This is a genomic window from Rhodococcus maanshanensis NBRC 100610 (assembly GCF_001894865.1).
Classification (GTDB): domain Bacteria; phylum Actinomycetota; class Actinomycetes; order Mycobacteriales; family Mycobacteriaceae; genus Rhodococcus_G; species Rhodococcus_G maanshanensis.
Genome location: NZ_BCXA01000013.1, coordinates 115,338 through 142,149, shown reverse-complemented (window position 1 = coordinate 142,149; position 26,812 = coordinate 115,338). Strand labels below are relative to the sequence as shown.

23 protein-coding genes are annotated in these 26,812 nt (G+C 69.6%); 13 read left to right on the top strand and 10 right to left on the bottom strand.

Annotated elements, in window-relative coordinates:
• Nucleotides 1-5: 5 nt before the first annotated feature.
• The 4 genes from RM1_RS07685 to RM1_RS07670 form a co-directional block, all read right to left on the bottom strand.
• Complete coding sequence (locus RM1_RS07685) at nt 6-677, bottom strand: DUF1707 SHOCT-like domain-containing protein (protein WP_072750730.1); 672 nt, start codon at nt 675-677, stop codon at nt 6-8.
• Nucleotides 678-759: 82 nt separating this feature from the next.
• Nucleotides 760-1,458, bottom strand: a complete 699-nt coding sequence (locus RM1_RS07680) for a response regulator (RefSeq protein ID WP_072750729.1) — start codon at nt 1,456-1,458, stop codon at nt 760-762.
• A complete protein-coding gene (gene macS, locus RM1_RS07675) occupies nt 1,410-2,588 on the bottom strand; it encodes a MacS family sensor histidine kinase (RefSeq protein WP_072750760.1) in 1,179 nt (392 codons plus the stop codon). Before macS ends, RM1_RS07680 begins: the two co-directional genes overlap by 49 nt.
• A gap of 11 nt (nt 2,589-2,599) precedes the next feature.
• The gene (locus RM1_RS07670; protein WP_072750728.1) at nt 2,600-3,760 is read right to left on the bottom strand and encodes an AI-2E family transporter; all 1,161 of its coding nucleotides are present in this window, start codon (nt 3,758-3,760) and stop codon (nt 2,600-2,602) included.
• Nucleotides 3,761-3,955: 195 nt separating this feature from the next.
• Between RM1_RS07670 and RM1_RS07665 the strand changes: the two genes are divergently transcribed.
• The 4 genes from RM1_RS07665 (at nt 3,956) to RM1_RS07650 (ending at nt 9,239) form a co-directional block, all read left to right on the top strand.
• Nucleotides 3,956-5,410, top strand: a complete 1,455-nt coding sequence (locus RM1_RS07665) for an adenylate/guanylate cyclase domain-containing protein (RefSeq protein WP_072750759.1) — start codon at nt 3,956-3,958, stop codon at nt 5,408-5,410.
• Complete coding sequence (locus RM1_RS07660) at nt 5,411-6,622, top strand: lysylphosphatidylglycerol synthase transmembrane domain-containing protein (RefSeq protein ID WP_083576589.1); 1,212 nt, start codon at nt 5,411-5,413, stop codon at nt 6,620-6,622.
• A gap of 207 nt (nt 6,623-6,829) precedes the next feature.
• On the top strand, nt 6,830-8,527 hold the full coding sequence (locus RM1_RS07655) for a 2-isopropylmalate synthase (protein WP_027502582.1): 1,698 nt from the start codon (nt 6,830-6,832) through the stop codon (nt 8,525-8,527).
• 160 nt (nt 8,528-8,687) lie between these two features.
• The gene (locus tag RM1_RS07650) at nt 8,688-9,239 is read left to right on the top strand and encodes a YceI family protein (protein ID WP_072750726.1); all 552 of its coding nucleotides are present in this window, start codon (nt 8,688-8,690) and stop codon (nt 9,237-9,239) included.
• Between the two features lie 70 nt (nt 9,240-9,309).
• Here RM1_RS07650 and RM1_RS07645 read toward each other — a convergent pair whose 3' ends face one another.
• Nucleotides 9,310-10,854, bottom strand: a complete 1,545-nt coding sequence (locus tag RM1_RS07645) for an FAD-binding protein (protein WP_072750758.1) — start codon at nt 10,852-10,854, stop codon at nt 9,310-9,312.
• A gap of 169 nt (nt 10,855-11,023) precedes the next feature.
• Here RM1_RS07645 and RM1_RS07640 point away from each other — a divergent pair, with 169 nt between their 5' ends.
• The 3 genes from RM1_RS07640 (at nt 11,024) to RM1_RS26355 (ending at nt 13,222) form a co-directional block, all read left to right on the top strand.
• On the top strand, nt 11,024-11,410 hold the full coding sequence (locus RM1_RS07640; RefSeq protein WP_245816126.1) for a DUF3054 domain-containing protein: 387 nt from the start codon (nt 11,024-11,026) through the stop codon (nt 11,408-11,410).
• A gap of 53 nt (nt 11,411-11,463) precedes the next feature.
• The gene (locus RM1_RS07635) at nt 11,464-12,933 is read left to right on the top strand and encodes a peptide MFS transporter (RefSeq protein ID WP_072750725.1); all 1,470 of its coding nucleotides are present in this window, start codon (nt 11,464-11,466) and stop codon (nt 12,931-12,933) included.
• A 112-nt stretch (nt 12,934-13,045) separates the two neighbouring features.
• Nucleotides 13,046-13,222, top strand: coding sequence for a hypothetical protein (locus RM1_RS26355; RefSeq protein WP_027502587.1), 177 nt, complete (start codon nt 13,046-13,048; stop codon nt 13,220-13,222).
• Nucleotides 13,223-13,312: 90 nt separating this feature from the next.
• On the opposite strand, the gene RM1_RS07630 is transcribed toward RM1_RS26355, so the two are convergent.
• Nucleotides 13,313-15,187, bottom strand: a complete 1,875-nt coding sequence (locus RM1_RS07630) for a penicillin-binding transpeptidase domain-containing protein (RefSeq protein WP_072750756.1) — start codon at nt 15,185-15,187, stop codon at nt 13,313-13,315.
• Nucleotides 15,188-15,393: 206 nt separating this feature from the next.
• On the opposite strand from RM1_RS07630, the gene RM1_RS07625 reads away from it, so the two are divergent.
• The 4 genes from RM1_RS07625 to RM1_RS07610 all read left to right on the top strand — a co-directional run bounded on the left by RM1_RS07625 (nt 15,394) and on the right by RM1_RS07610 (nt 19,627).
• Complete coding sequence (locus tag RM1_RS07625; protein WP_072750724.1) at nt 15,394-15,705, top strand: hypothetical protein; 312 nt, start codon at nt 15,394-15,396, stop codon at nt 15,703-15,705.
• Nucleotides 15,706-15,842: 137 nt separating this feature from the next.
• Nucleotides 15,843-16,397: an ATP-binding transcription factor AbmR gene (gene abmR, locus RM1_RS07620; RefSeq protein WP_072750723.1), complete on the top strand. Its 555-nt coding sequence runs from the start codon at nt 15,843-15,845 to the stop codon at nt 16,395-16,397.
• A 166-nt stretch (nt 16,398-16,563) separates the two neighbouring features.
• Complete coding sequence (locus RM1_RS07615) at nt 16,564-18,153, top strand: ABC-F family ATP-binding cassette domain-containing protein (RefSeq protein ID WP_072750722.1); 1,590 nt, start codon at nt 16,564-16,566, stop codon at nt 18,151-18,153.
• Between the two features lie 61 nt (nt 18,154-18,214).
• A complete protein-coding gene (locus tag RM1_RS07610; protein ID WP_072750721.1) occupies nt 18,215-19,627 on the top strand; it encodes an amidase in 1,413 nt (470 codons plus the stop codon).
• Nucleotides 19,628-19,648: 21 nt separating this feature from the next.
• On the opposite strand, the gene RM1_RS07605 is transcribed toward RM1_RS07610, so the two are convergent.
• Complete coding sequence (locus RM1_RS07605; protein WP_072750720.1) at nt 19,649-20,659, bottom strand: dimethylarginine dimethylaminohydrolase family protein; 1,011 nt, start codon at nt 20,657-20,659, stop codon at nt 19,649-19,651.
• Nucleotides 20,660-20,734: 75 nt separating this feature from the next.
• Here RM1_RS07605 and RM1_RS07600 point away from each other — a divergent pair, with 75 nt between their 5' ends.
• Nucleotides 20,735-21,391, top strand: a complete 657-nt coding sequence (locus RM1_RS07600; RefSeq protein WP_072750719.1) for a M50 family metallopeptidase — start codon at nt 20,735-20,737, stop codon at nt 21,389-21,391.
• A gap of 114 nt (nt 21,392-21,505) precedes the next feature.
• On the opposite strand, the gene RM1_RS07595 is transcribed toward RM1_RS07600, so the two are convergent.
• A complete protein-coding gene (locus RM1_RS07595) occupies nt 21,506-23,011 on the bottom strand; it encodes a flavin-containing monooxygenase (protein WP_072750718.1) in 1,506 nt (501 codons plus the stop codon).
• 119 nt (nt 23,012-23,130) lie between these two features.
• Here RM1_RS07595 and RM1_RS07590 point away from each other — a divergent pair, with 119 nt between their 5' ends.
• Entirely contained in the window at nt 23,131-23,700 is a 570-nt protein-coding gene (locus RM1_RS07590; protein WP_072750717.1) for a TIGR03086 family metal-binding protein, read from the top strand.
• Between the two features lie 6 nt (nt 23,701-23,706).
• On the opposite strand, the gene RM1_RS07585 is transcribed toward RM1_RS07590, so the two are convergent.
• Nucleotides 23,707-25,908: an acyl-CoA dehydrogenase family protein gene (locus RM1_RS07585; RefSeq protein ID WP_072750716.1), complete on the bottom strand. Its 2,202-nt coding sequence runs from the start codon at nt 25,906-25,908 to the stop codon at nt 23,707-23,709.
• A 13-nt stretch (nt 25,909-25,921) separates the two neighbouring features.
• Nucleotides 25,922-26,791, bottom strand: a complete 870-nt coding sequence (locus RM1_RS07580) for an SDR family oxidoreductase (RefSeq protein ID WP_072750715.1) — start codon at nt 26,789-26,791, stop codon at nt 25,922-25,924.
• Between the last annotated feature and the right edge of the window lie 21 nt (nt 26,792-26,812).

Sequence of the window (26,812 nt, the reverse complement as noted above, 5' to 3'; positions counted from 1 at the left end):
GGGGGTCAGCCCAGCATCCGCTTCCAGCTGGTGCCGAAGGGGTGCTTGGCGGTCAGCGAGCCGAACCGCACCTTCCCCCGCACCACGACGTGCAGCGGACCGATCGGAGGCCCGGTGCGGACCTTGTTGGTGGCGCTGCCCGCCACCGTCTCGACGGCGTTGAGGTCAACGGTGGCCTCCGGCGGGACGACGATCGAGATGGAGCCGAAGTAGTCCGACACGACGATCTCCACGACCTGGCTCGTCATGATCGCCTCGGTGAAGTCCAGGGTGACGTCGGACATCATGCTGTCCACGTGCAGCGTCGGCGACACCTGCCACGGTCCCTGACGCTTCACCGTCGACATCCGTCCGCGCACAACGCTGCCCGGATGTCCGACCGTTCCCCGGTACGGCTCGGCCGTGGCGAAATGCGGCTGGGGCTGGGGGTGCGGCTGCCCGTACGGCGCGGGCTGGGGGTACGGCACGGCCTGCGGCGCGTGCTCCCCCACCAGCTGTATCCCCGGCAGGTCGACGAGCACCGCGTTCAGCTCGCCCCGCGTCTTCGCGGCGAGCGTGGTGTCCATGCGTTCGGTGAACTCACCGAGCGAGAGCATCCCCTGCCCGACCGCGCGCTGGAGCAGCTGCCCGACGTGCTCGCGTTCCGCATCGGATACCCGCAGATCCCTCGCATCCATGCCGCCAGGATATGCGCCGCGCCGCCCGTGCGCGTTTCGCACCCCAGTCGGGGTACGGATCACTCACGGGCGGCGCAGCCGCTCACTCCAGCCCGCGCTCGATGGCGTATCGGGTCAGCTCGACGCGGTTGGCGAGCTGGAGCTTGCGGAGCGTGGCCTGGACGTGGTTCTCGACCGTCCGGTGGCTGAGCGTGAGCCGGGTGGCGATCTGCTTGGCGCTCAGTCCCTTTGCCACCAACCGCAGCACCTCCGTCTCGCGCTCGGAGAGCCGGGGCACCTCGGCGGCGCGGTCATCGGACGGACCGGACGCGATGCGCCGATACTCGCCGAGCACCAGCCCCGCGAGTCCAGGAGTGAACACGGCCTGGCCCGCGGCGGTGGCCCGCACGGCGTCCACCAGCTCGGCGGCAGAGGCGCTCTTGACCAGGTATCCGGTTGCCCCCGCCTTGATCGCCTCGAGCACGTCCTCACGCTCTGCCGACGCCGACAGCACCAACACTGTCGAGTCCGGCGAGGCCGCCAGCACCGCGGCCGTTGCCTGCGCCCCGTTTCCGTCGGGCAGCTGCATGTCCATCAGGACCACGGCCGGCCGCACCGCCGCGGCGCGCGCACGCGCCGCCGTCACACCGTCCGCGGTGGCCACCACCGCGAATCCGGCCGCCTCGAGGTCGCGGGCCACCCCGTCCCGCCACATCGGGTGGTCATCGACCACCATGACCGTCAGCGGCTCCGTCACGCTCTCTCCTTCCCCGGTGCCAACTTGCGCACCCTGATCTCCCATTCGACACCCTCCCCGGGGGCGGTTTCCAGCGTCGCGGTGCCGCCGAGATCCGCGACCCGGCCGAGGATGGAGCGCGACACCCCCATTCGCCCCTCGGCCTCGGCCTCGGCGAGGCGGCCGGGGGCGAACCCGGCGCCGTCGTCGCGCACGGAGACGATCACCTCCTCGCCGATGTCCTCCAGCAGCACATAGGCTTTCGCGCCACCGCCCGCGTGCAGCTCGACGTTCGACAGGGCCGTGCGCACCACGGCCGCGACCTCCGCGGCCCGCTCCCGCGCCATCAGCACGGGGACGGCGGGCGCCGACACCGACACCGTGGTGCTCGCCTCACCGCGCAGCAACGGCCCGAGGTCCACGTCACCGCCACCGCGCACGGGCGCCGCCTGCTCCGAGATCAGCTCCCGCAGCGCCACCTCCTGCTCACCCGCCATGGTCGCCAATTCCAATGTCGGGCCACCGATCTCGGTTCCACGGCGACGGACGTACGCGAGCACCTGCAACACCCCGTCGTGGACCTCGCGTCCGAGCCGCTCGCGCTCCTCCGCGGCGGCGGTCAGTCGCGCGGCACGCTCGAGCTGCGCGTGCGAACGCCGCGCGGTGTTGGCGGCGAGCCCGAGGGCGAGCCCAACCGAGATCAGCACCGGCGCGGTGGCGTCGCGCCACAGATCCAGATCGATCTGTCCCCGGACCAGCGCACTGACCACCGAGATCGCCGCCCCGGACGCGACCCCGAGCCATGGCCCGCCGAGGATCGCCGCGGAGATCACCGCGTTCGTGGCCCACAGCGTCGTTGGCAGGGTCTGATGCGTGGAGTACCAGTCCTGATCGGACACCAGCCGGGTCGAGGCCATCAGCGCCACGACCACCACCTGGTCGGCGGCGACCAACCACGTCCGCGCCGCCGCGTTCCTGGACAGCCCGACCGCCGCGAGGCCCGACCACACCGCCATCAGCGCGACCATGGCCCAGCTCAGCGTCGGCCGCGTGTAGTTCGCCACCGACGCGACCTGGTAGCTGACCGCGTACACCAGGGTGGCCAACCGGAACACCTGCGCGGCCCGCCACAGCGGCTCGGTGGCCCGTGAGTCTTTCTGGTCCTCCTGCGGCCCGCAGTGACTTACGGCGGCAATGCCGCCCCGACTCACGGCCCCTCGTCGGGGGTCGCCGGGAAGAGCGGAATCCGCGGGTCGGCGACATCCACTTCCGCAGGCACCTCCTCCTGATCGGAGGCGAGCAGCGACCGGACCGCGGTGTTGAGCACCGCGACGATCGGCACCGCGAGCAGGCCACCGACGATCCCGGCGAGCACGATGCCGGTGGTGATCGCCAGCACCACCGCCAGCGGGTGCAGCCGGACCGCACGCCCGAGCAGCAGCGGCTGCAGCACGTGACCCTCGAGCTGCATGATCCCGATGATGATGCCGAGGGTGATCAGGGCGGTGATCAGTCCCTTCGTGACCAGCGCGACGAGCACCGCGACGAAGCCGGTCACGAAGGCACCGACGATCGGGATGAACGCGCCGACGAAGACCAGCGAGGCCAGCGGCAGCGCCAGCGGCACCCCGAGAATCGCCAGCCCGACCCCGATCCCCACCGCGTCGGCCGCCGCGACCACGACGGTGGCCCTCACATATCCGACGAGGGAGCCGAAGCCCTGGCTGCCTGCCAGCCGGACCCGCTCACGGGAGGCGGTGGGAACCACCCGGGTGACGAACTCCCAGATCTGTTCGCCGCCGTACAGGAAGAAGATGACCGTGAACAGCGTCAGCGCCGCGCCGGTGAACAGCTCCCCGATCACCTTGCCGGTGGTCAAGGCGCCGCTGGTCACCGCCTCCTTGTTGTCCTGGATCGACTTGACGATCGAATCGCCCGCCTGTCGGATCTGGTCCTCGGAGAAGTGGAACGGGCCCGCGGTCAGCCAATCCTGGATCTGGTTGACGGACTGGGTGAACTGGTCGGTCAGCTCCGGCAGGCCTGCGATGAACTGCTCGACGACGAAGGTCATGATCCCGGCGACGACGCCGATCGCGACGACGAGCACCACCACCACGCCCGCCGACCGTGGCACCCCCTTGCTCTGCATCCAGTCCACCAGCGGATAGAGCAGGGCTGCGGCCAGCAGCGCCAGGCCGACGGGGATGAGCACCGTGTCCAGTTTGCTGATCAGGTAGCCGAGGGTGACTAACCCGGCGAAGAGGACGAGCAACCGCCACGTCCATTCGGCGCCCACCCGCACGATGGGGTGCACCACCCTGGCGTCACCGTAGGGCGGGAGATCCGATCGCGGCTCGTTCGCGCTCACCCCGGCGAGCCTATCGGCCGATGGGGCGTTGTGCGGGAGGCGGAGATCGGCGCGGCAGGGCGGGCGGTGAGGTCCAGGTCACGCCGCGTAGACGCGGTGCGCTCGGCACCGGCACCGCACGACTAAGTTGGTCCTGTGCTGGCATCCTCCTATCGAGCGGTCGCGCTGACCATGCGTAGTCGCTGGCCGCTCTACATGGGCTCGATGATCCTGGCCAACTTCTTCGGCGCGGTCCTCGTGCTGGCCTTCATCCGGTACGGCCTGCCCATCTCGGAGTCCCAGGCGATCATCGCCGATCGCGTCCGCAACGTCGTCATCTTCGGCATCTACCTGTTCTTCGCCGGGATCGTCAGCCTCGGCGCGGCGGCGATGATGCTGCGGTCGGTGATCCGCTGGCAGCTGCGCGGGGGCCCGCCGACCCGCGGCGAGCAGATGTCCGCGCTGCACGCCCCGCTCCGCCAGGCGATCGTGCACCTGATTCTCTGGGTCATCGGTGGCGTGCTTTTCGTCTTCCTGACCGTATGGGAGATGCCGGAGCTCGCCGTCGCCGTGATCGTGACGGTGTGCATGGCGGCGACCACCACCTTCGGGTTCACCTACATGCTCGGCGAGCGGATCCTGCGGCCGGTCGCGGCAAAGGCGCTGAGCGAGGGGCAGTTCGACCGCCTGCTGGCACCGGGCGTCGGGCCCCGGATGGCTATGACCTGGGGTCTGGGCACCCTGATGCCGGTGATCGGGATCATCCTGCTGTGCGCGACCCAGCTGAGCACCGACCTGCAGTTCTCGACGAACGCGCTCGCCATCGCGATCATCCTGCTGTCCGGACTGGCCATCACCACCGCGTTCTCCCTCTCCATGCTCACCGCCAGCCAGATCTCGGATCCGATCCGGCAGCTCCGCCGGGCCATCGAGCGGGTGCAGCGCGGGGCCACCGACGTCCAGGTGGAGGTGTTCGACGGCAGCGAGATCGGCAGGCTGCAGGTCGGGTTCAACCGGATGATGAAGGACGCGGGCGAGCGCAAGCTGCTGCGCGAGCTGTTCGGCCAGCACGTCGGCGAGGACGTGGCACGCCGGGCGCTGCAGTTCGGCACGGAACTGGGCGGCGAGACCCGGTTCGTCGCCGTGCTGTTCGTTGACATGGTCGGCTCGACGGGCGCGGCGGCCGAACAGCCCCCAGGCGAAGTGGTCCGGCTGCTCAACGAGTTCTTCCGTGTCGTCGTCGACGTCGTCGACCAGCACCACGGATTCGTGAACAAGTTCATGGGCGACGCCGCGCTGGCCATCTTCGGGGCGCCGCTGGACCGGCCGGACGCACCGTCCGCGGCGCTGGCCGCGGCCAGGGAGTTGCGGTTCGCGCTCAACGACATCACCGGCCTCGACATCGGCATCGGCGTGTCGGCGGGCCTGGCGGTGGCCGGCAACATCGGCGCCGCCGAGCGTTTCGAATACACCGTGATCGGCGACCCGGTGAACGAGGCGTCGCGGCTGACCGAGCTGGCCAAGCTGCGGCCGAGCCGGGTATTGGCCTCGACCAGCGCATTGTATTTCGCCGACGACGAGGAACAGGCCGAGTGGGAGCTGGGCGATCAGGTGCAGCTGCGCGGCCGCAACCGGGTCACTCACCTCGCCTGGCCGGTCCAGTATCCCTAGATGAGTGAATTGCTTGGTTACGCTGGGCAGGTGGTAACGCCGCAGCCCGACCGGAGCGAGGTCGTCCCCCACGCATCGGAGGGGCCGACACCCGACCGCCAACGCGGGCGGTTCTGGTGGCTCAAGTGGGTGGCGGGCGTCCTGCTCGTGGCCCTGCTCGTCGGCGAGGGCGTGTACCTGTGGCCGCGACTGCACGAATCCTGGATCGCGCTCTCCGAGATCCACTGGGGCTGGCTGGCCGCGTGCGTCCTCGCGCAGGCCGTCTCGCTCAGTGGCTACGGACGCGTCCAGAAGCAGCTGCTCCGGGCGGGCGGGGTGACCGTCAGCCAGCGCAAGTCGGTCTCGGTGGTCTACGCGTCCACCGCGATGGCGGTGACGCTGCCCGCCGGTCAGGTCTTCTCGACGGCGTTCACCTACCGGGAAACCCGACGGTGGGGCGCCAGCCCCGTCGTGGCCTCGTGGCAGCTGGCGATCTCCGGTGTGATCGCGGGCATCGGGCTGGCGCTGATCGGGGTCGGCGGCGCGCTGCTGGTCGGCGGCTCGGTCAGCCCCTTCACGCTGACCTTCTCCATCGCGGGTCTGATCGCGCTGATCTTCGCCGTCCGCTACGTCTCGGCGCATCCGAACTCGATCGAGGCGGCCGTCCGCTGGGTGCTCGTGCGCGTCAACGCGATGCGCAACAAACCGGCCAACACCGGGATGTCCGCGGTGCGGGAGATGCTCCAGCAGCTCGAGTCGGTGCAGCTGGGCAAGCGGGACGGCGCGATCACCCTCGGCTGGTCCGCGGTGCACCGCGTCGCGGACCTCGCCTGTCTCGCCGCGGCCTGCTACGCGATCGGCGCCGACCCCGCGCTGTCCGGGCTGCTTATCGCCTTCGCCGCAGGCAAGGCCGTCGCGACCATCCCGCTCGCGCCCGGCGGCCTGGTCTTCGTCGACGCCACCCTGATCGCCACCCTCACCACGGCGGCCAGCATCAGCGCCTCGCAGGCCGTTGCGGCCGCGTTCGTGTACCGCGGGGTGAGCTTCATCCTGGTCGCGATCGTCGGCTGGATCGTCTTCCTCTTCCTCTTCCGACGCCATCAGCACGAGGATCTGGAGTTCGATGTCGAGCTCGAACGCAGCGAACAGCGGGCGCTGCACGAGCCCCCCGCCATCCAGATCGAGGGCCTCGAGAGCCCGAAGGGCGAGCGGTCACACCGAGAAAACGGCTGATCAGCGGGTAGTTTGACCGCACGCGTCCTGCGGGGGTGCCGATTACCCGAATCGGGCAATTGTCTTCTCCGCCGTGGTCAATCTCACATAGCCTAACTCTCATGCCATGTACGGGCGACACGCCGTGAGCCGCGGAAAGTTCTGAACAGGCCCTCTCCCCCGCGGGATTCGACATGTCGACCGCCTCCTCTCACCCCAGGAGCCGACATGAAGTGGAACCGCCAAGTCCCGTCCGGGATGCCCTCGCATCGTTACCGGTCGCATTTCGACCGGGTGCCGACACCGCCGGACGACGGCATCGGACGTCAGTGGCCGTCCAACCGGCTCACCGCCGCCCCACTGTGGGCTCCCGTCGACCTGCGCGACGGCAACCAGGCCCTCCCCGAGCCGATGGACACCGCCCGCAAGCGGCTGATGTTCGAGCAGTTGGTCCGGATGGGGTACAAGGAGATCGAGTGCGGCTACCCGGCGTCCAGCCAGGCCGAATTCGACTTCACCCGCGACCTGGTGACCTTCGACCTGGTACCGGAGGACGTGACCGTCGTGGCATTCACGGCCGCGCGGCCCGATCTGATCGACCGGACCTTCGAATCGGTGCGCGGCCTCGCAAACGTGGTGATCCACGTCTACGTCCCCACCGCGCCGATGTGGCGATCCATGGTGCTGGGCCAGGACCGCAAGGAACTGCTCGCCCACATTCTCAAGTCCGCGGAGTACGTGGCCCGCATCGGCGACGCCATTCCTGGGATCCGGTACCAGTTCGCCCCCGAGGTGTTCAACCTGACCGAGCCGGACTTCATCCTCGAGATCTGCAACAGCATCACCGAACTGTGGGATGCCAGCCCGGACCGGCCGGTCTCCCACAACTTCCCGACCACCGTCGAGACGGCAACGCCGAACGTTTTCGCCGACCAGATCGAATACATGCACCGGCACCTCGACCGGCGCGACTCGGTGATCCTGTCGATCCACACCCACAACGACAGGGGCACCGGCGTCGCCTCGGCGGAGCTGGGGATGCTCGCGGGCGCACAGCGGGTGGAGGGCTGCCTGTTCGGCAACGGTGAGCGGACCGGCAACGTGGACCTCGTGACGCTCGGCCTGAACCTGCACTCGCAGGGTGTCGACCCGATGATCGACTTCTCCGACCTCGACGCGGTGCGGCGAACGGCGGAGCACTGCAACAGGATCGATGTCCACCCGCGCCACCCGTACGTCGGCGACCTGGTGTTCACGGCGTTCTCGGGCACCCATCAGGACGCGATCAAGAAGGGGTTCACCAAGCACAACGCGACGGCGAAGGCGGCGGGAGTGGAACCCGTGCAGCAGCCGTGGGAGATGCCTTACCTGCCAATCGATCCCGCCGACATCGGCCGCGACTACGAGGCGATCATCCGGGTGAACAGCCAGTCCGGCAAGGGCGGCGTCGCGTATCTGCTGCAGACCGGCTACGGGCTCGACCTGCCGCGCGCGCTGCAGATCGACTTCGCGCGACGAGTGCAGCACACCACCGACGACGGCGGCGGTGAGGTGACCGCCGAGGAGCTGTGGAAGCTGCTGACAGCCGAGTACGCCCACCACGGCGCCCTCGACAAGTGGTCGCTCGAACATCTCGGGGACGGCGACCATCTCACGGTCCGCGCGACGCTCGGCGACATGCAGGTCAACGGAGAGGCCTCGGCAAGTGGGCCGGTCGAGGCGCTGACCCTGATCCTGGCCGACCACGGCTGTCCGGTCGAGGTGCTCGCGATGTCACTGCAGTCGGTCGCCGAGGGCGCGGGCGGACAGGCCATCACGTTCGCCCAGTGCCGGATGAACGGCAAGACGCAGTGGGGCATGGGCATCGAGGCGTCGGTCACGGCGTCGGCACTGCGGGCGGTGCTCGCCGCGGCGACGCTCGACTGACCCTGGCGCTCATCGGGTGATCCCAGGAGGACCGCCGGCCGATTCCCTCGGCCGGCGGTTCTGTGTGTCGCAGGTCACATGGGCCCGGGAAATATCCGCGTCCTCGACACCGTTGGACGGTGCACATGCTTGAAATTTGAACTACTTACGAGGAGTCCACATGACCACCGCCATCGCCCTCCCCACCCTGGCCACCGGCACCTGGGCCATCGACCCCAGCCACTCCACCGTCGGCTTCTCCGTCCGGCACCTGATGGTCAGCAAGGTCCGCGGACGCTTCCAGGAGTTCTCGGGCGCCATCACCGTCGCCGAGGACGGCACCCCGTCCGTCGACGCGCAGATCCAGGTCTCGTCCATCACCACCGACAACGAGCAGCGCGACGGCCACCTCAAGACGGCGGACTTCTTCGACGCCGAGCAGTTCCCGACCGCCACCTTCACCTCCACCGGCGTGCGCGCCAAGGGCGAGGACTTCGTGGTCGACGGCGACTTCACCCTGCACGGTGTGACCCGCCCGGTCGAGCTCAAGCTCGAGTTCAACGGTGTGAACCCGGGCATGGGCCACGGACCGGTCGCCGGCTTCGAGGCCAGCACCGTCATCAACCGCAAGGACTTCGGCATCAGCATCGACATGCCGCTCGAGGGCGGCGGCGCCGTGGTGGGCGACAAGATCACCATCACCCTGGAGATCGAGGCCGGCCTGCAGGCCTGATCCCCCACACGCAACAACGCCCCCGTCGCGACCCAACTCCTGGGGTCGCGACGGGGGCGTTCTCGCGTTTCTAGCTGCCCGCCGCCATGTCCAGCACCGCGAGATGGCTGAACAGCATGCTGGTACCGATCGGGTTACCGCCGCCGGGGTACACGGTGCCGCTCGGCGCGGCCATCGTGTTGCCCGCGGCGTACAGGCCCCGGATCGGGTTGCCCGACTGGTCGAGCACCCGCGCCGCGGTGTCGGTGCGCAGCCCGCCCTTGGTGCCGAGGTCGGAGATGCCGAACGCGGCCGCGTGGAACGGCCCCTGATCGATGGTGACCAGCGGCGGCTCACCGCCCGAGAACGCCCGGTCGTAGGCCTCGTCGCCGCGGCCGAAGTCCGGGTCGACGCCGTCGGCGACGAACCCGTTGAACCGCGCGACGGTCTCGATGAGGTTCCCGACAGGCACACCGATCTTCTCGGCGAGCTCCTCGAGGGTGTCCGCGGTGTGCCACAGGCCGGCGGCCTGGTACTTCTCGGCCTCGACCATGGAGACGTTGGTGGCCTTGACCGGCGGCACCTCGCCCTCCTTGTTGTCGTAGACCATCCAGTACGGCAGCGTGGCGGTGCCGTCCTCCATCTGGGCGATGATGTCGCGGCCCATCCGGTCGTACGGCGCGGACTCGTTGACGAACCGCTTGCCGTCCTGGTTGACGAAGATGCCGCCGGTGAACCACAGCGCGAACGCGGAGCGGCCGTCCGGGTGGGTCATACCCGGCGACCACCAGGCCTCGCCCATCAGGTCGGTGTCGGCACCGGCCGCGATGCCCGCCTCGTGCGCCTTGCCGAGGTTCGCCCACGGGCCCATGGTGTCGCGGGCCTCGCCCGGCACCCCGAACTTCTGCCGCAGCTCGTCGTTGCCCTCGAAACCGCCTGCCGCGAGGACGATGCCCTTGCGGGCACCGATCGCGATCCGCTCGCCATCCCGCTCGACGACGGCACCCACGACTGCGCCGTCCTCGACCACCAGCTCGACCAGCGCGGTGTTCAGGTTCAGGGTGGCGTTCGGGTACTTCTCGATCGCCTTGAGGAAGCGTGCGATCAGCGCCCGTCCGCCGATGAAGTAGTCGTCGGGCGCGGGCGCTCCGAGCCGGTCGACGTCCAGCGGGCCGCGCACGACCTCGCGCAGCTCGGGGGCCTCGGCCACCGGCAGCACCGACGGCATGATGTGCCGCTGACCGTCCAGGCGCGCCTTGGGGGCCTTGCCGAAGTAGTCCGGCCAGGGCAGCATCTCGAACTTGAGGTTCTCGTCCTGCTCCAGGTACTCGATCAGCGGGGCGCCGCCGCGGACGTACGCCTCCTGCAGGTCACGAGGGGTGCGATCGCCGACGACGGCATGGTAGTACTCGAGCGCGTCCTCGATGGTGTCGTCGGTGCCCGCGCGCTTGAGCACCGGGTTGCACGGGAACCACACCCCGCCGCCGCCGGAGTACGCCGTGGTGCCGCCGAACTTGTCCGTGGCCTCCACCAGGATCACGTCCAGGCCCTCGCGGGCCGCGGTGTAGGCGCCGGTGACGCCGCCGCCACCCGACCCGACCACCAGCACGTCACACGTCTCGTTCCACTGCACCATCTCTGCACCTCTCACACACCGCCGCCCGCCAGGGCGGCATTCGTCGGCTCGACCGGACCGTCTTGGTATGCCCAAGGTAGGCGGCCGCGAGACCTGCATCACATCGTTGTCCCAGTCAGAGGGAACCTCCCGGTTCGGCGCCTGGAGATCCGCGGCCTACCCTGAATCCGTGAACAAGCGCCCGCCCGTCCTGGCCGTCCTGGCCGTCGACATCGTCCTGGTGGTCGTGTTCTGCGCGATCGGCCGACGGAGCCATGACGAGGCGAACGCCCTCGCCGGGCTGGCGACCACGGCATGGCCGTTCCTCGGCGGACTGGCGGCAGGCTGGCTGGCCAACGAGGCGCTGTACCGCAACAAGTCGCTTCCCGCTTCGGTGGTACCGGCCGGGGTGATCATCTGGCTGAGCACGGTGGTGGTCGGGATGGTCCTGCGGGTCATCAGCGGTCAGGGCACCGCGTTCAGCTTCATCATCGTCGCGACCAGCGTGCTTGCGGCGTTCCTGCTGGGCTGGCGCGCGATCTATGCCGCGGTCAGGAAGCGCTCGACCGTCGCCTAACAACTTGGCTTCGAGGCCCGCCCCGCACCACCCACTCATGAGAAAGTTTGGCGATGAGCGAACTCACTTCGCCGCCCCGTGATCCCAAGGCCGACCACGGCTTCTTCGGCCAGCCATTGGCGCTTGCGAACCTGTTCGGCGTCGAGATGTGGGAGCGGTTCTCGTTCTACGGGATGCAGGGCATCCTCATCTACTACCTGTACTACTCGGTGGCCGACGGCGGGCTCGGCATCTCCCAGGCCGCCGCGACCAGCATCGTCGGCGCGTACGGCGGCACCGTTTACCTCTCCACGATCCTCGGTGGCTGGATCGCCGACCGCATCCTGGGATCCGAGCGCACCCTCTTCTACAGCGCGGTCCTGGTCATGTGCGGCCACATCGCCCTTGCCGTGATCCCGGGCCTGGCGGGCGTCGGGGTCGGCCTCATCGCGATCGCCGTCGGCAGCGGCGGACTCAAGGCCAACGCCACCTCCCTTGTCGGCGACCTGTACGCCGAGAACGACGACCGCCGCGACGCCGGGTTCTCGATCTTCTACATGGGCATCAACCTGGGCGCACTGGTCGGCCCGCTGCTGACCGGATGGGCGCAGAAGGAGTGGGGATTCCATGTCGGATTCGCGCTCGCCGCGATCGGCATGGCACTGGGCCTGATCCAGTACACGCTCGGCCGCAAGCGGCTCGCCGGGATCGGGGAGCGGCCGCTGAACCCGATGCCGCACGCGCAGCGGCTGCGGTACGCGGCCATCGGCGCCGTCGCGATCCTCGCGATCCTCGCGCTCTGCCTGATCGGGGCCATCACCACCGACAACCTCTCCGATGTGGTCGTCGGCCTGACGATCGTCGCGTCGATCACCTACTTCCTGGTGATCCTGACCAGCAAGAAGATCACCAGCACCGAGCGCAGCCGCGTCATCGCCTTCATCCCGATGTTCCTGGCCAGCGCCGCGTTCTGGTCACTGTTCCAGCAACAGTTCACCGTCGTCGCGATCTACTCCGACAAGCGACTGGACCGCAACCTGTTCGGCTGGGACTTCCCGGCCTCCTGGGTGCAGTCCATCAACCCGGTCTTCATCATCATCTTCGCGGGAGTGTTCGCGGCGATCTGGACGAAGCTCGGCCCCCGCCAGCCGTCCTCGCCGCTCAAGTTCGCGGCGGGCACCATCATCATGGGCCTGGCCTTCCTCGCGTTCCTGCCGTTCGCGGGCGGCGGGCCGAACAGCACCCCCCTGTTGGGCCTGATGTTCATCCTGCTGCTGTTCACCTTCGCGGAGTTGTTCCTCTCCCCCGTCGGGCTCTCGCTGTCGACCAAGTTGGCGCCCAAGGCATTCCACACCCAGATGGTCGCGCTCTTCTTCCTGTCGGTGGCACTGGGGTCGTCGATGGCAGGCACCCTGGCGAGGTACTACAACGAGAACGACGAGGCCCCGTACTTCACCTGGGTCGGCGCGGCCTCGATCTCGGTCGGCGTCGTGATGATCCTGCTCTCGCCGTGGATCAGCCGGATGATGCGCGGAGTCCACTGACAGCGGCAGGCGGCCGGACCCTTGTGCGCGGTGACGCCTCGGGCGGACGATGGTTGAGAGCCATGAGGGGTGGCTCGACCGAAGGTTCGTCCCACTCAAAGGTGTGAGCACAATGTCCACCAAGATCACGAAAACCCTCGCCGCGACCGCCATCGCCCTGACCGTCGGAGTCTTCGCGGCCCCCGCCGCCTCCGCGAGCGACACCGTCGCCGCTACGCCGGCCCTTGGCTCGGTTGCCCTGTGCTTCAGTGTCCCGCTCGGGTCCGCCGCACTCGTCTGGTGCATCTGAACCGCGCCGCGAGACGCCCCTGTCGTGCGGTCCAGGGGCTGATTCAGCCGTAGAACGGCAAACCGAACACGCCCGTCGGCCGTATCGCCATCACCGCGGGATCTGGGCCTGGATCGGTCGTAGGAACCGTCCGGCCGCGTCCACCGCTGGGGCCGAGCTGTCCGCCCCCGCAACGAACACCGCGAAGGCCACGTCTCCGTCGATGCCGACGAACCAACCGTGCGCGGCAGCATCGCCGACCTCGGCGGTGCCGGTCTTGCCGCGCAGGTCGGCGATGTCCGCGAGCTGGGTGGCGGTACCCGCCGTGACGGTCTCGCGCATCATGGTCCGCAGCTGCTCGGTGACCTGCGGGGGCGCCGGGGCCGGTGTCGTGTTCGCGACGCCCGGCATCCCCGCGACCAGCGTCGGCGCGGGCGTGGAGCCCTTGGCGATGGAAGCCGCCACGAGCGCCATCCCGAACGGCGTCGCGGTCACCTGCCCCTGTCCGATCGCGGATTCGACGCGCTGCGCCGGGGTGTCCGCGGGCGGCACGCTGCCGGTGACCGTGGTCAGCCCGGGGGTCACGTAGTCCACTCCGAGACCGAACTGCAGGGCGGCGTGGGGCAGTGCTGTCGGCGGCAACGCGACCGCGAGCGCACCCATGGTGGTGTTGCAGGAACGGGCGAACGCGGTGTGCAGCGGCACCGAACCGAGGTCGAAGTTGTCGTCGTTCGGGATGGTGCGCCCCTCGATGTTCGCGCTGCCCGGGCACGGCAGCACGGTGTCGGGGGTGACCGAACCCGATTGCAGCGCTGCGGAAGTGGTGACCGTCTTGAAGGTGGACCCCGGCGGGTACAGACCGGTCAGCGCGATCGGCCCCTGCGCGGTGGCGGCCGGGTTCTGCGCCACCGCGAGCACCGCGCCGGTGGACGGCCGTAGTGCCACGATCGCGGCCTGCTGTGGGAGGTCGGCGATGGCGGCCTGGGCGGCGCCCTGGATCGCGGGGTCGAGGGTGGTGGCGATGTCGGGCTGGGGCGTGCCGTCCGCACCGGCAAGTCGCTCGGCGGATCCGTTGGCGCTCACCAGCTGTACGGCCCATCCCGCGGAGGCATCCTGGCCCTGCTGCCACAGCTCGCGGAGTCCGTCGAGGGTCGGCGAGGTCATGGCCTTGTCCGCGGTGAGCAACCGGGTCTGCTTCACCAGCTGCACGCCGGGGATCGCGGCGAGCCGATCGGCGATCGGCTGGAAGTCCGCGTCCCGCAGCGTGATCGCGGTGACGGTCTTGCCCTGGGCTCCGGCCAGATCCGCCTGCAGCGAGGCCGCGGTGACCGTGGGCGCCACCGGGCCGACCAGCTGCGCGACCGCGGCGGCGGTGCCGGCCGGGTCGGCGATCGTCGCGGGGTCGAGATTGACCAGGGTGACGGTCTGCTCGCTCATCAGCGGGCGGCCTGCGGCGTCGAGCACCTGTGGGGAGCCACCGGCGAGGGTGGTGTAGCGCAGCGTGGTGTCCGCCGTCAGCCCGGGCGCCAGCAACTGCGGGTCCCACGGGATCTTGCCGCCGCCGGCGACGGCCTTGCCGCCGCCGGTCGTGGTGTAGCTCCAGGTCTGTGCCGAGTCGGTCTCGGCGGTCGGGGTGGCGCTCGTCGTGCCGGCCGTCGGCGTCGTGGTGGACTCCGCCTCGGGTTCGGGTTCGGGTTCGGCGCCGAGAGTCCAGTCCGCATCGAGGGTGAAGGTGCCCGCGTCGCTGTCGGTGCTTGCGACCACGAAGGTCGCATCCCTGGCGGCAAGGCCGTCGAACATCTGGCTGATCGCGGCCTTCGCGGCCGCAGGGTCGCTGGTGAGGTCCGCAGCCGCCTGCGCGTTCCGCTGGGTGAGCGCGTCGGCGAACTGCTGGGCCGCGATCTCCGTTTCCGACTCCGACTGCCCGATGGTGCATCCGCCCAGCACCAGCGCCGACACCGCGATCCCCGCCACACTCAGCTTCATCCGCATGGCCTCGAGGTTAGGCGGCTCCGGCGTCGGCGCGCAGTTCTGGCACCTCACGCCCTCGAGAACGTGCCGATCCTGGGGTGGCGGGACTCCATTCCCCGGGTGGCTGCGCCGCACCCTTGGGTTGCTTCTGAGCTGGGGCCGGGCTCGGCAGAGTTGTACCCGTCACCGAGACACCTCACCACCACCCCAGGAGATACTGAATGTTCAACGCCCGTCGTACCTTTGCCGCCGTCGCCATCGCCACCCTTCCGATCCTCGGCGCTTTCGGGGCGGCGTCCGTCGCCAACGCCGAGCCCAGCAGCCCCATCGGCCCGAACGGCCCGACGGGGCCGTGCCCGATCGTGAACACCGACGACCAGGGCAATGAAACGGTGATCAACAAGAAGCCAGGTGACGTCAGCCACGGTCTGGTGTGCGGCGCGGACGGCGAATGGCACATGCCCGCGAAGGCAGGCGGTGCCGCCGGTGGCCCCGGGAAGATCCAGACCCAGCCGGGACTGTCGCAGGGCTAGGAGATCGTTCGCCCCTGTCCCGATCTGACGATGACCCCGCATCGATACCGACGCGGGGTCCATTGTCTGTGGCGCAATTCTCGAAAGGGGCGTATGACTGTAATCAAGTAATCATCGCAACCTTCGAGGTGAGTTCGATGGGATACACAGGACACGGCGGACGCAGGTTCGGGCGGCCCGGCGGGTGGCAGCAGGCGGACATCCCCGACGCGAGCGACGCGAGCGAGTGGTTCGCCGGACGACTACCCGAGGACTGGTTCACCGGTCCGGCCACGGTGGTGGTGGACCGCGAGGAGATCGTCGTCACCGGCGAGCTGCCCGCGCCGGAGGAGACCTCCCAGGCCGCCGTCGACGGCCGGATCTCCCGGTTCCGGGAGACCACGAGGGCTGACCGGATGCGGATCGCCGACGAGGCCGAGGCCCGCTACGGGCGCAAGGTCGCGTGGGGGGTCACCGTTGGCGAACGGCACGTGCTGTTCACCCATCTGGCGGTGCCGGTGATGACCCGGCTGCGCCAGCCCGAGCGGCGGGTGCTCGACACCCTTGTCGACGCCGGGGTGGCCCGATCCAGGGCCGATGCGCTGACCTGGGCGGTCAAGCTCGCGGGCGAGCACAGCGAACAGTGGCTCGCCGAGCTGCGCGAAGCCATGGGCCGGGTCGACGAACTGCGGTCCGAGGGACCGAACATCTGAGGCGCCGCTCATAATTCCCTTGTCGAACCGCCGGGGTCGTCCTATCGTGGTGGACGTCTTGTCGTCGACGATCGGAGAAGGGCCCTTGCTCATTCAGAGGTAGTGAACGCATCGCGTCGCGTGCTCGTGCACGCCGTCGCACAGCAACCCACCTCTAGGAGCACCCATGGCCCAGCCCTACCTCGCCCTTTCCGATCTCACCTTCAGTTGGCCCGACGGCGACCCCGTCTTCGATGGCCTCGACGCCGTGTTCGGCAGCGGCACAACCGGACTCGTCGGTCTGAACGGCGCAGGCAAATCCACGATGCTCCGGCTGATCGCCGGCGAGCTGACCCCAGACCGCGGTTCGGTGACCGTGCACGGGTCGCTGGCGTACCTGCGCCAGGACCTCGCCCTCGACCCGGACCGACGGGTGGACGCCATTCTCGGCATCGAGTCTGCGCGAAAGGCACTGCACCGCATCGAATCCGGTGCGGGCACGGACGAAGACTTCGCCGTCGCCGCCGGACACTGGGACATCGAGGAACGCGCCGTCGCCACGCTCGACCGGCTGGGGCTCGCGCACATCGCCCCCTCGACGGACGCGCTCGGCCGGACCGTCGGCACGCTGTCCGGCGGGGAGACGATGCTGCTCGGCCTCACCGCCGCGCTGCTCGGCGACCCGCAGGTGCTACTGCTGGACGAGCCGACCAACAACCTCGACCCGGCCGCGAAGGCCCGGTTGTACACGGCGGTCGGACAGTTCCCCGGCACCGCGATCGTGGTCAGCCACGACCGCGAGCTGCTCGAGCGGATGGGCTCCATCGCCGAGCTGCGCCGCGGGGAGGTGCGGATGTTCGGCGGCAACTTCAGTGCCTACCGAGCCACCATCGACGCCGAGCAGGAGGCGGCCCGCGCGGCGGTCCGCGACGCCCGCAGCGACGTGCGCAAGCAGGGCCGCGAGCTCGTCGAGGCGCAGACGAAGATCGCGCGCAGGGTGCGGTACGGGAAGAAGATGGAGGGCAGTGTCCCACGAATTCTGGCCGGCGAGCGCAAGCGTCAGGCCCAGGTGTCGGCGGGCAAACTCCGCGGCAGCCACATCGACAAGCTGGAGGAGGCCCGACAGACCCTCACCGAGGTCGAGGACCTGATCCGCGACGACCGCGAGATCCGAATCGACCTGCCGGAGACTGCCGTCCACCCGGGCCAGCAGGTCATCGAACTCGAGGACGTCACCCTGGCCTGCGGGCCGACGGTGTCGCTGACCGTGTCCGGGCCGGAGCGCATCGCGCTGGTCGGACGCAACGGGATCGGCAAGACCACCCTGCTACGCGCGATCGCCGATGCGGGCCCACGGGTGCCGTGGCGGTCGCTTCCGCAGCGGCTCGACATCTTCGACGGCGACCGCACGGTGGCGCAGAACGTCGCCGACGCCGCGCCGCACGCGACGCAGGAGCAGATCCGGGCCCGGCTGGCCCGGTTCCTGTTTCGCGGCGATGCGGCCGACACGCAGGCATCGGCCCTTTCGGGAGGGGAACGGCTGCGCGCCGCGTTGGCGATGATCCTGCTGGCCGAGCCCGCACCCCGGCTGCTGATGCTCGACGAGCCGACCAACAACCTGGACCTGCCCAGCCTCGCGCACCTCACCTCGGCGCTGGCCGAGTTCCGTGGCGCGCTCGTGGTCGCCAGTCACGACCTGCCCTTCCTCAGGGAGATCGCGGCGACCCGGTGGCTCGAACTCACCGAGGACGGTCTGCGGGAGGTGGATCCGCGTTAATCTCGGAGTCGGCCGGTCACACCGCCGGTCGGCCGTGCAGGCAACCCGATCCGAGGACCCGATGACCGACGACGCACGCATCCACGCCTTCCGCGACGACGCCCTCGGCGACCTCGACGCCACCGGCATCGCCGAGCTGATCGCCTCCGGGGAGCTGTCCTCCCACGAGGCGGTGCTGGCGTCGGTCGAGCGCGCCGAGTCCGTCAGGGATTCCCTCAATGCGATCGCCTTCCCCGACTTCGATCGCGCCCTGACCAGGGCTGCCCATCCGCACAGTGGCGTCTTCGCCGGCGTCCCGACGATCGTCAAGGACAACGTCGACCTCGCGGGCCTTCCGACGAATCACGGCAGTGCGGCGTTCGTGGCGCGACCCGCCCGCGCGGACAGCGACTTCGCCAGGCAGTTCCTGTCCACCGGCGCGGTCCCCATCGGCAAGAGCAGGCTGCCGGAATTCGGTTTCAGCGCCTCCAATGAGTACGCGTCTGCCGAGCCCGTGCACAACCCGTGGAATCCGGCGTACTCCTCCGGAGCCTCCTCCGGCGGATCCGCGGCGTTGGTCGCGTCCGGGGTACTCCCGTTCGCGCACGCCAACGACGGCGGCGGGTCCATCCGGATCCCCGCGGCCGCGTGCGGCCTCGTCGGCCTGAAGCCGACGAGGGGGCGCACGGTCGCGGACCCGGCGGACCGGGCGATGCCGATCCGGATCGTCGCCCAGGGCGTGCTGACGAGGTCGGTCCGGGACACCGCTCGGTTCTATTCCGCCGCCGAAACCTATTACCGCAATCCGAAACTCCCGCCCATCCGGCTCGTCGAGGGCCCGGGGCGCACCCGCCTGCGGATCGGTGTGATCATCGATTCGATCACCGGGATCCCCACCGACGACGAGACCCGCGCCTCCGTCACCGAGACCGCGGACCTGCTCGACGAGCTCGGTCACCATGTCGAGGAGGCGCCGCTGCCGGTCGATCGGTCGTTCGTCGAGGACTTCTCGAACTACTGGGGATTCCTGTCGTTCGCGATATGCGCGAGCGGAAAGCGGATGCTCGGACCGGACTTCGACAAGTCCAAAACCGACAACCTCACCCGCGGGCTGGATGCGATGTACCGCAAGAACATCGCGAAGACGCCGCAGGTGCTGTACCGGTTGCGGCGCACGCATCGGCAGTACTCGGAGCTGTTCCAGAAGTACGACGTGCTGCTCTCGCCCGTCCTCGCGCACACCACCCCGAGGCTCGGATACCTCTCTCCGGCACAGAGTTTCGAGGAGCTGTTCACCAGGCTGGTGAACTACACCGCGTTCACGCCGATGAACAACGCGTCCGGCGGTCCCGCCATCTCGCTGCCGCTGCACGAGACCGCTGCGGGGTTGCCGCTGGCCTCGCACTTCTCGGCCGACCACGGTGACGAACGCACCCTGCTCGAGCTCGCGTTCGAGCTGGAGGAGGCCCGTCCGTGGCGGCGGATCCAGGACTGAGACCGACCGAGGCGTCGGAGTTCACTCCCGCCGCAGCGGCTGCGTGGTACACCGAAACGCCCCGCCGAAGCTGCGGGTGACCGCGAAGTCCACGTACTCGACTGTGACGCCGTGCTCGGCGATCCGGTCACCGATGTGACGGAAGACCGGATCGGTGAGGTAGACCTCCGGGCTGATCGGCAGGCCGTTGGTGCCGAGGTCGATACCGTCGCTCTCGCTGATCTCGATCCGATCCCAGTCGCGTAGCGCGGCGGGCAGGCCGTCGACGAGGGCGTCCGGGCACGCCACCAACAGCCCCTCCCTGATCAGGCCGAGGGCACAGTCGAGGTGCAGGAAGTTCGGCGCGAGGCGGACGGTTTCCACGGTGTAGCCAAGCGGCGTCAACAGCTTCTCCAGCCAGCGGATCCCCAGGTCGTTGGATGCGAGCCCGGAGTTGCCGACGAAGACGTGCTTGCCGTACACGAGCACGTCACCACCCTCGAGGAAGGGCCCGGCGCCCAGGTCGCCCGGCGCCCCGTCAGGAACCGCGGGCTGCGGCAGCGCGAGGTAGGAACAGCGCCCGTCGAGCGCCCTGGTGGTGAGGATCTCGCGGCTGGGCAGTACCTCGAGGCGGCGGTGCGGCAGCCGCAGGCTCCCCTCGACGACGATGTCGCCGATGGTGAACCAGGGGTCGCGGACGAAGAAATTCGCGTAGCCGTTCGAGCCGCCTGCCGCCTTCTCCGCGTCGGTCAGCATCCGCGGCCTCAGGACCTCGACGCCGTAGCGTTCGAACACCGAGCACAGGTTCTCGCGTTCGGACTCCCACAGCCGCTGGCGGTCGGGGAAGACGTCGGCGTGATCGCGGCCGAGCATGCTCTCGAGGAGGGGCCGCGCCTCGGATCCGAGGAACGACACCTCGCTGTCCGACACCTCGTCGGGAGGGCGGAGCTGCGACTGGGCAACGGCGACGGTCCGCAGCGGCGCGAACTCACTGCGCACCATGACCCGGCCCGGGTCGGGGATTGCTTCGGTCGAATCCGTGACAGCTTCCATCGAGCCCCTCCACCCTCGGACATCGCGACCCGGTACTGATGCTAGTTCGCCACGGCGGCCTGGCACGCTGGTCGGGTGAACTCGTACTGGGCGCAGTGGTCGGCCTACCTCCCCATCGCCATCGCCGCCGCGCTGGTCCTGCTCAGCCCGCTGTGGTCGTTGACCCGGCACGCGGTGACGCTCGTACACGAGGCAGGGCACGCGATCGCCGCGGTCGCGACGGGCCGTCGGCTCACCGGGATCCGGCTGCACTCGGACACCTCCGGCCTGACGCTCTCGCGCGGTAAGCCCCGCGGCCCCGGCATGGTGCTCACCGCGGCGGCCGGCTTCCTGGCGCCCTCGCTGCTCGGTCTGGCAGGCGCGCTCCTGATCGCGGCCGGTCAGCTCCCGGTGCTGCTGTGGGGCGCGGTCGCGCTGATCGTCGCGATGGTGCCGTTCATCCGCAACATCTTCGGGCTGCTGGTGCTCGTGGTCTGTGGATCGGCGATCGGCGTCGTCGCCTACTACGGATCCCCCACGCTGCAGCTGCATTTCGCGTACAGCGCGATCTGGCTGCTGCTGTTCGGCAACCTGCACACGATCGTCGAGGCCGCCCGCACCCGCTCCGGCCGTTCGGATCTCGACCAGCTGCGGTCGCTGAGCCACCTGCCGCGGTTCGTGTGGGTGGTCCTGCTGGTGGCCGTCGCGGTCGGGACCGGGGTGCTGGCGTGGCGGGCGCAGTATCTCGGGTAGCGCCCGCCGGGACCAGGTGCCGGCCCCCGCACACCTTTTGACGCGAACGCACACGCGTTGCACGCCGAATAGGGGTGCGAACTCGCCAAGGGGGGTGTGCCTCCTACCCCGCCCTCACTCCGCCGCCGCGTACGGCCGCATCGTGTAGTCGTCCAGCGGGAAGCTCTTTGCCTCCCGGAACGCGTTGACCGTCGAGGTCGGCCGCAGGATCGCCGCCTCCCCGTGCTGGTTGAAGTAGTAGCTGCGCGCGGTCTGGCAGCTGCCCCCGTAGAACACCGAGTCGTCCAGCTTCTCGGTCATCCGATCCAGGAAGCCTGCGTTCGCCGCCTCGGTCACCTCGAAGACATCGGCGCCGCGCCGCCGCAGCTCCCCGAACAGCCGCTTCATGTGCGCCATCTGCGACTCGATGGTGGTGAAGTACGACAACCCGCTGTACGAGTACGGGCTCGCCAGGGTCAGGAAGTTCGGGAAATTCGGCACCGCCACACCCTCGTACGCCTGGAATCGGTTGTCCCGCCACCACTTTCCGAGGTTACGGCCCTCGCGCCCGATCACCTCGATGGCCGGGAAGTTCACGTCCCACAGGTTGAAGCCGGTCGCGAGGACCAGCGTGTCGATCTCGGTCTTGCGTCCGTCCGCGGTGACGATGCCGTCGGACTCTAACCGCTCGATCGAGTCCGTCTCGAGGTGCACGTGCGGCTTGGTGAAGGTGCTGTAGTAGCTGTTGGAGAAGGTCGGCCGCTTGCAGCCGAAGTCGTAGTCCGGGGTCAGCTGACGACGCAGTTTCGGGTCGCGGACCTTCGCGCGCAGGAAGATTCGCGAGAGGGCGGCGGCGCCCTTGTTCAGCAGCTTGGTCTGCCGGTAGTGCAGCACGGCACTCACCATCACGGCCTCGAGGATCCCCGAGCTGATCCCGCGGGCCGCGCGCTGGACCGCGGGCACCCGGGCGAACAGCCGCTGCACCGGGCCGGGGATGGGGGTGTCGATCTTCGGCAGCACCCAGATCGGGGTCCGCTGGTACACCGTCAGGGCGGCGGCCTTGCGGGCCACCTCGGGGATCAGCTGGACCGCGGTCGCCCCGGTGCCGATGATCGCCGTGCGGGTGCCCCTCAGGTCGCAGGTGTCGTCCCACGCCGTCGTGTGGATGACCTTGCCCTCGAACGAATCGATGCCGGGGATGTCGGGCTTGTGCGGCTGCGACAGGAACCCGGTCGCGGTCAGCAGGTACTTCGCGGTGACGAGTTCGCCGCCCTCGATCGAGATCTCCCACCGCTGCGCGTCCTCGTCCCAGCGGGCACCCTCGACGACCGCACCGAAGCGCATGTGGCGGCGCAGGTCGTACTTGTCCGCGACATGCTCGGCGTACCGCTTGAGCTCGGCACCGGGGGCGAACAGCCGCGACCAGTACGGGTTCGGCTCGAAGGAGTAGGAGTACGTCACGGAGGCGATGTCGACGGCGAGACCCGGGTAGCGGTTGACGTGCCAGGTGCCGCCGAGGTCGTCCTCGCGTTCGAGGATCGCGAGGTTGGTCAGGCCGAGCCGCTTGAGCTGGATCGCGGCCCCCATCCCGCCGAATCCGGCGCCGACGATCACCGCGTCGTACTGCACGTTCTGGTCCACAGGTCCAACCCTTCGCCGATGTGCGTTACATGCAGTATCACGCACTTTCCGCCGCGGCGACAGCCCCCTTTTCGGCCGAACACGGGTTCCGAAACTGTTCTGCGGTGGTATGCAGAACCATGACCGCGACGATCGACGACCTCGCCCTGGCACTCGACGCGACGGCGACGCTGGTGGCCGGCGTCGCCGTCGACCAGTGGTCCGCACCCACACCCTGCACCGGGTGGTCCGTCCGCGACGTCGTCAACCACGTGACCGCAGGCAACCACCTGTACGCCTCGTCCCTGCGGGGGCGCCCGCTGCCCGTCACCATCGTTGGCGCGCCGCCCGACCTGCTGGGCCCCGACCCCGCGGGCTCCTTCCGCGCCTCGGCCGACGCGCTTGTGCATGCCTTCGCCCTGCCGGGCGCGCTGGACCAGCAGATCACCCTGCCGATGGGTCAGGTTCCTGCCGTACAGGCCCTGAACATGCGCGTCACCGAAATGCTCGGGCACGGCTGGGATCTCGCCCGCGCGTCGGGGCAGGCACCGCACTACCCCGACGCGGTGGTCGAGGACCAGATCGCCTTCAGCCGAGCGCTGCTGCCGAACCTCCCGGCCGGACGCACCCCGTTCGCCCCGTCCCGGCCGGTGCCCGTGGACGCTCCGCCCCTCGACCGACTCGCCGCGCTCCTCGGCCGGACCCCCTGATCCGGGTCAGTCCCTCGGCAACCCCAGCATCCGCTCACCGATCACGTTCAGCTGCACCTCGGTGGTGCCGCCGTAGATGGTGGTCGCGCGACCGGCGATGAGCTGCTCCATCGCCTTGTCGCTCGGCTCCCCCGGCACCGCAACCGTGCCCGCGGCCCCCAGTTCGGCGACCACGAACTCCGAGATCGCCTGTCCGAGTCCCATGCCCAGCAGTTTCCCGACCGACGAGGTGGTGCTCACGTCGGTGCCGGAGAGCTGCCCGAGGACCACCCGCGAGCCGATCAGGTCGATGGCCTGACTCTCGGCGATCAGCTCCCCGAAGTGGTACCTCCCGACCGGGCCCAGTTCCCGACCCCGCACGAACTGCATCAGGTCGGAATCGCTCGCGTAGGCCTCCATCTTCTGACTCAGCGCCACCCGTTCGCCTGCGAGGGTGGTCCTGGCGACGTGCCAGCCGTCGTTCACCTCGCCGATCACGTTCGCGTCCGGGATGAAGACCTCGTCCAGGAACACCTCGTTGAACAGTGCCGAACCGGTCATCTCCCGCAGAGGCCGCACCGTCACCCCCGGCGTCGCCATGTCCAGCACGAAGTAGGTGATGCCCTCGTGCTTGGGCCTGCTCGGGTCGGTCCTGGCGATGAGCATCGCCCAGTCCGCGAACTGCGCCACGGTGGTCCAGATCTTCTGGCCGGTGACCTTCCACCCACCCTCGACCTTCTCAGCCCGGGTGGACAGCGACGCCAGATCCGAACCGGCGCCCGGCTCGGAGAACAGTTGGCACCACACCAGGTCGCCGCGCAGCGTCGGGACCACCAGATCCCGCTTCTGTTGCTCGGTTCCGTGTCCGACCACCGCCGAGACCGCCCAGCCACCCATCAGCAGCTGCGGCATCTCGATTCCGGCGGCCTTGATCTCCTGCGAGATGACGATCTGCTCCAGTGGTCCCGCCCCGCGGCCGTAGGGCCTCGGCAGGTGCGGCTGCACCCAGCCGCTGTCGCCGAGCGCGATCAGTTGGTCGTCCTCGTCCTCGATGGCCGCGATCGGCGCGAGCTCGGCCCGGACCGCGGCCCTGATGACATCGGCCTCGGCAGGCAGTTCGAGCACCGACGCCCGGGACACCCCGGCAAGGGCCTGCTCCGCCACCCGGTTCGCCCGCTGCTCGCGGGTGCCGAGCACGCCCCGGAGCGCCAGCGCGCGCCGGTAGTACAGGTGCGCGTCGTGCTCCCAGGTGAACCCGATGCCGCCGTGCACCTGGATGCAGTCCTGCGCCACCTGTACGGCGGAGTCGGCCACGATGACCGCCGCGACATCGGCCGCGAAGTCCGCGGTGTCATCACCCTTGTCGAGCGCCGACGCCGCGTCCCACACCACCGCGCGGGCCTTCTCCAAGGCGATGCCCATGTGCGCGCACTTGTGCTTGACACCCTGGAACTGGCCGATCGGCCTGCCGAACTGCACCCGGGTCTTGGCGTACTCGGCCGCCGTCGACACACACCAGGACATGATCCCGACGGCCTCCGCCCCCAGCACCACCGCGGCGATCGCCCGCACCCGCTGCTCACCCAGCCCGTCGAGCACCCGCTCGGCCGCGACCAGCACGCCGTCCGCCTCGACCCGCGCCGACCCGCGGAGCACGTCGATGCTGTCCTGCCCGGTCACGGTCAGCTCCGCAGAATCGACCACCACCCAACGAATCTCGTCCCCCACCTCGGCGGGGAGGAGGAGCACATCGGCATGCTGCCCGCCGAGCACCGCATCGGTGCTGCCGGTCAGCCGGTAGCCGCCCCGCTCGGGTTCCACGTGAAACGGCGCGCCGAGCGCGAGCGCCGCGGTCCGGGAGCCGTCGAGCAGGCCGGCCAGCACCTCGATGCCGACCTTCGAATCAGCGGCCGCGAGCACCGCACAGGAAAGCACGGTGGGCACGAATGGACCCGGGGAAATGGTGCGGCCCAACGCCTCCAAGGCCACCGCCAGAGTGAGCAGGCCGCCGCCCTGGCCGCCGTGCGCCTCCGGCACGTGCAGGCCCACCAGGTCCTGGCCGACCAGCGCCTGCCAGAACTCCGGGAACTTGGCCTCGGACTTCGCCTCGACCGCGGCGCGGACCTGTTCGGCGGTGATGGTCCGCTCGGCGAAGGCGCTCACCGAATCGGCCAGCGCCGCGTGCTCCTCGCTCAGCCCGAGGCCGAGTTCATAACTGATGCGCGCCATGATGTTCCCGCCCTCAGCCGAGCCGGTTCGCGAGATCGGCGATGGTCCACGGGCCCTCGGACTCGATGGTGTTCACGTCGTGCCAGCCACCCAGCTCGGTGATGCCGCCGCCCTGGACCGCGTAGACCTTGCCCGTGAGCTTGCACTCGGCCGAGGCGAGGCGGGCCACCAGCGGGGAGATGTTCGCAGGGGCGAACGCGTCGAACTCGCCCTCGGGGACCTCGGCCGCGAACAGCGCTCCCATGCCCGGGGTCGCCAGCGTCAGCCGGGTGCGCGCGATCGGGGCGATCGCGTTGACCCGCACGCCGTAACGCTCGAGCTCGTCCGCGGCGACCAGCGTCAGCGCGGCGATGCCTGCCTTTGCCGCGCCGTAGTTGCCCTGTCCGGCGTTCGGCATGAACGTGCCGGACGCGGACGAGGTGTTGACGACGGAGGCGTTGACGGTCTTGCCCGCCTTGGTCCGCGCCTTCCAGTACGCGGCGGCGTGGTGCAGGGTGGCGGCATGGCCCTTGAGGTGGACGGCGATGACCGCGTCCCACTGGCTCTCCTCCATGCCCGCGATGAAGGCGTCGCGCAGGATGCCCGCATTGTTGACCAGCACGTCGAGGCCGCCGAACTCGTCCACGGCCTGATCGACCAGCGCCTTGGCGCCCTCCCAGCTCGCGACGTTGTCGGTGTTCGCGACTGCCCTGCCGCCCGCCGCGACGATCTCGTCGACGACCTGCTGCGCCGGTCCGGCATCGGAGCCGGAGCCGTCGTTGGCACCGCCGAGATCGTTCACCACGACGCTGGCGCCCTCGGCAGCGAAGAGCAGGGCGTGCTCGCGCCCGATGCCGCGGCCCGCGCCGGTGACGATCGCCACCCGTCCGTCCAGGGTTCCCATAGTTACTACTCCTTGGTCCAT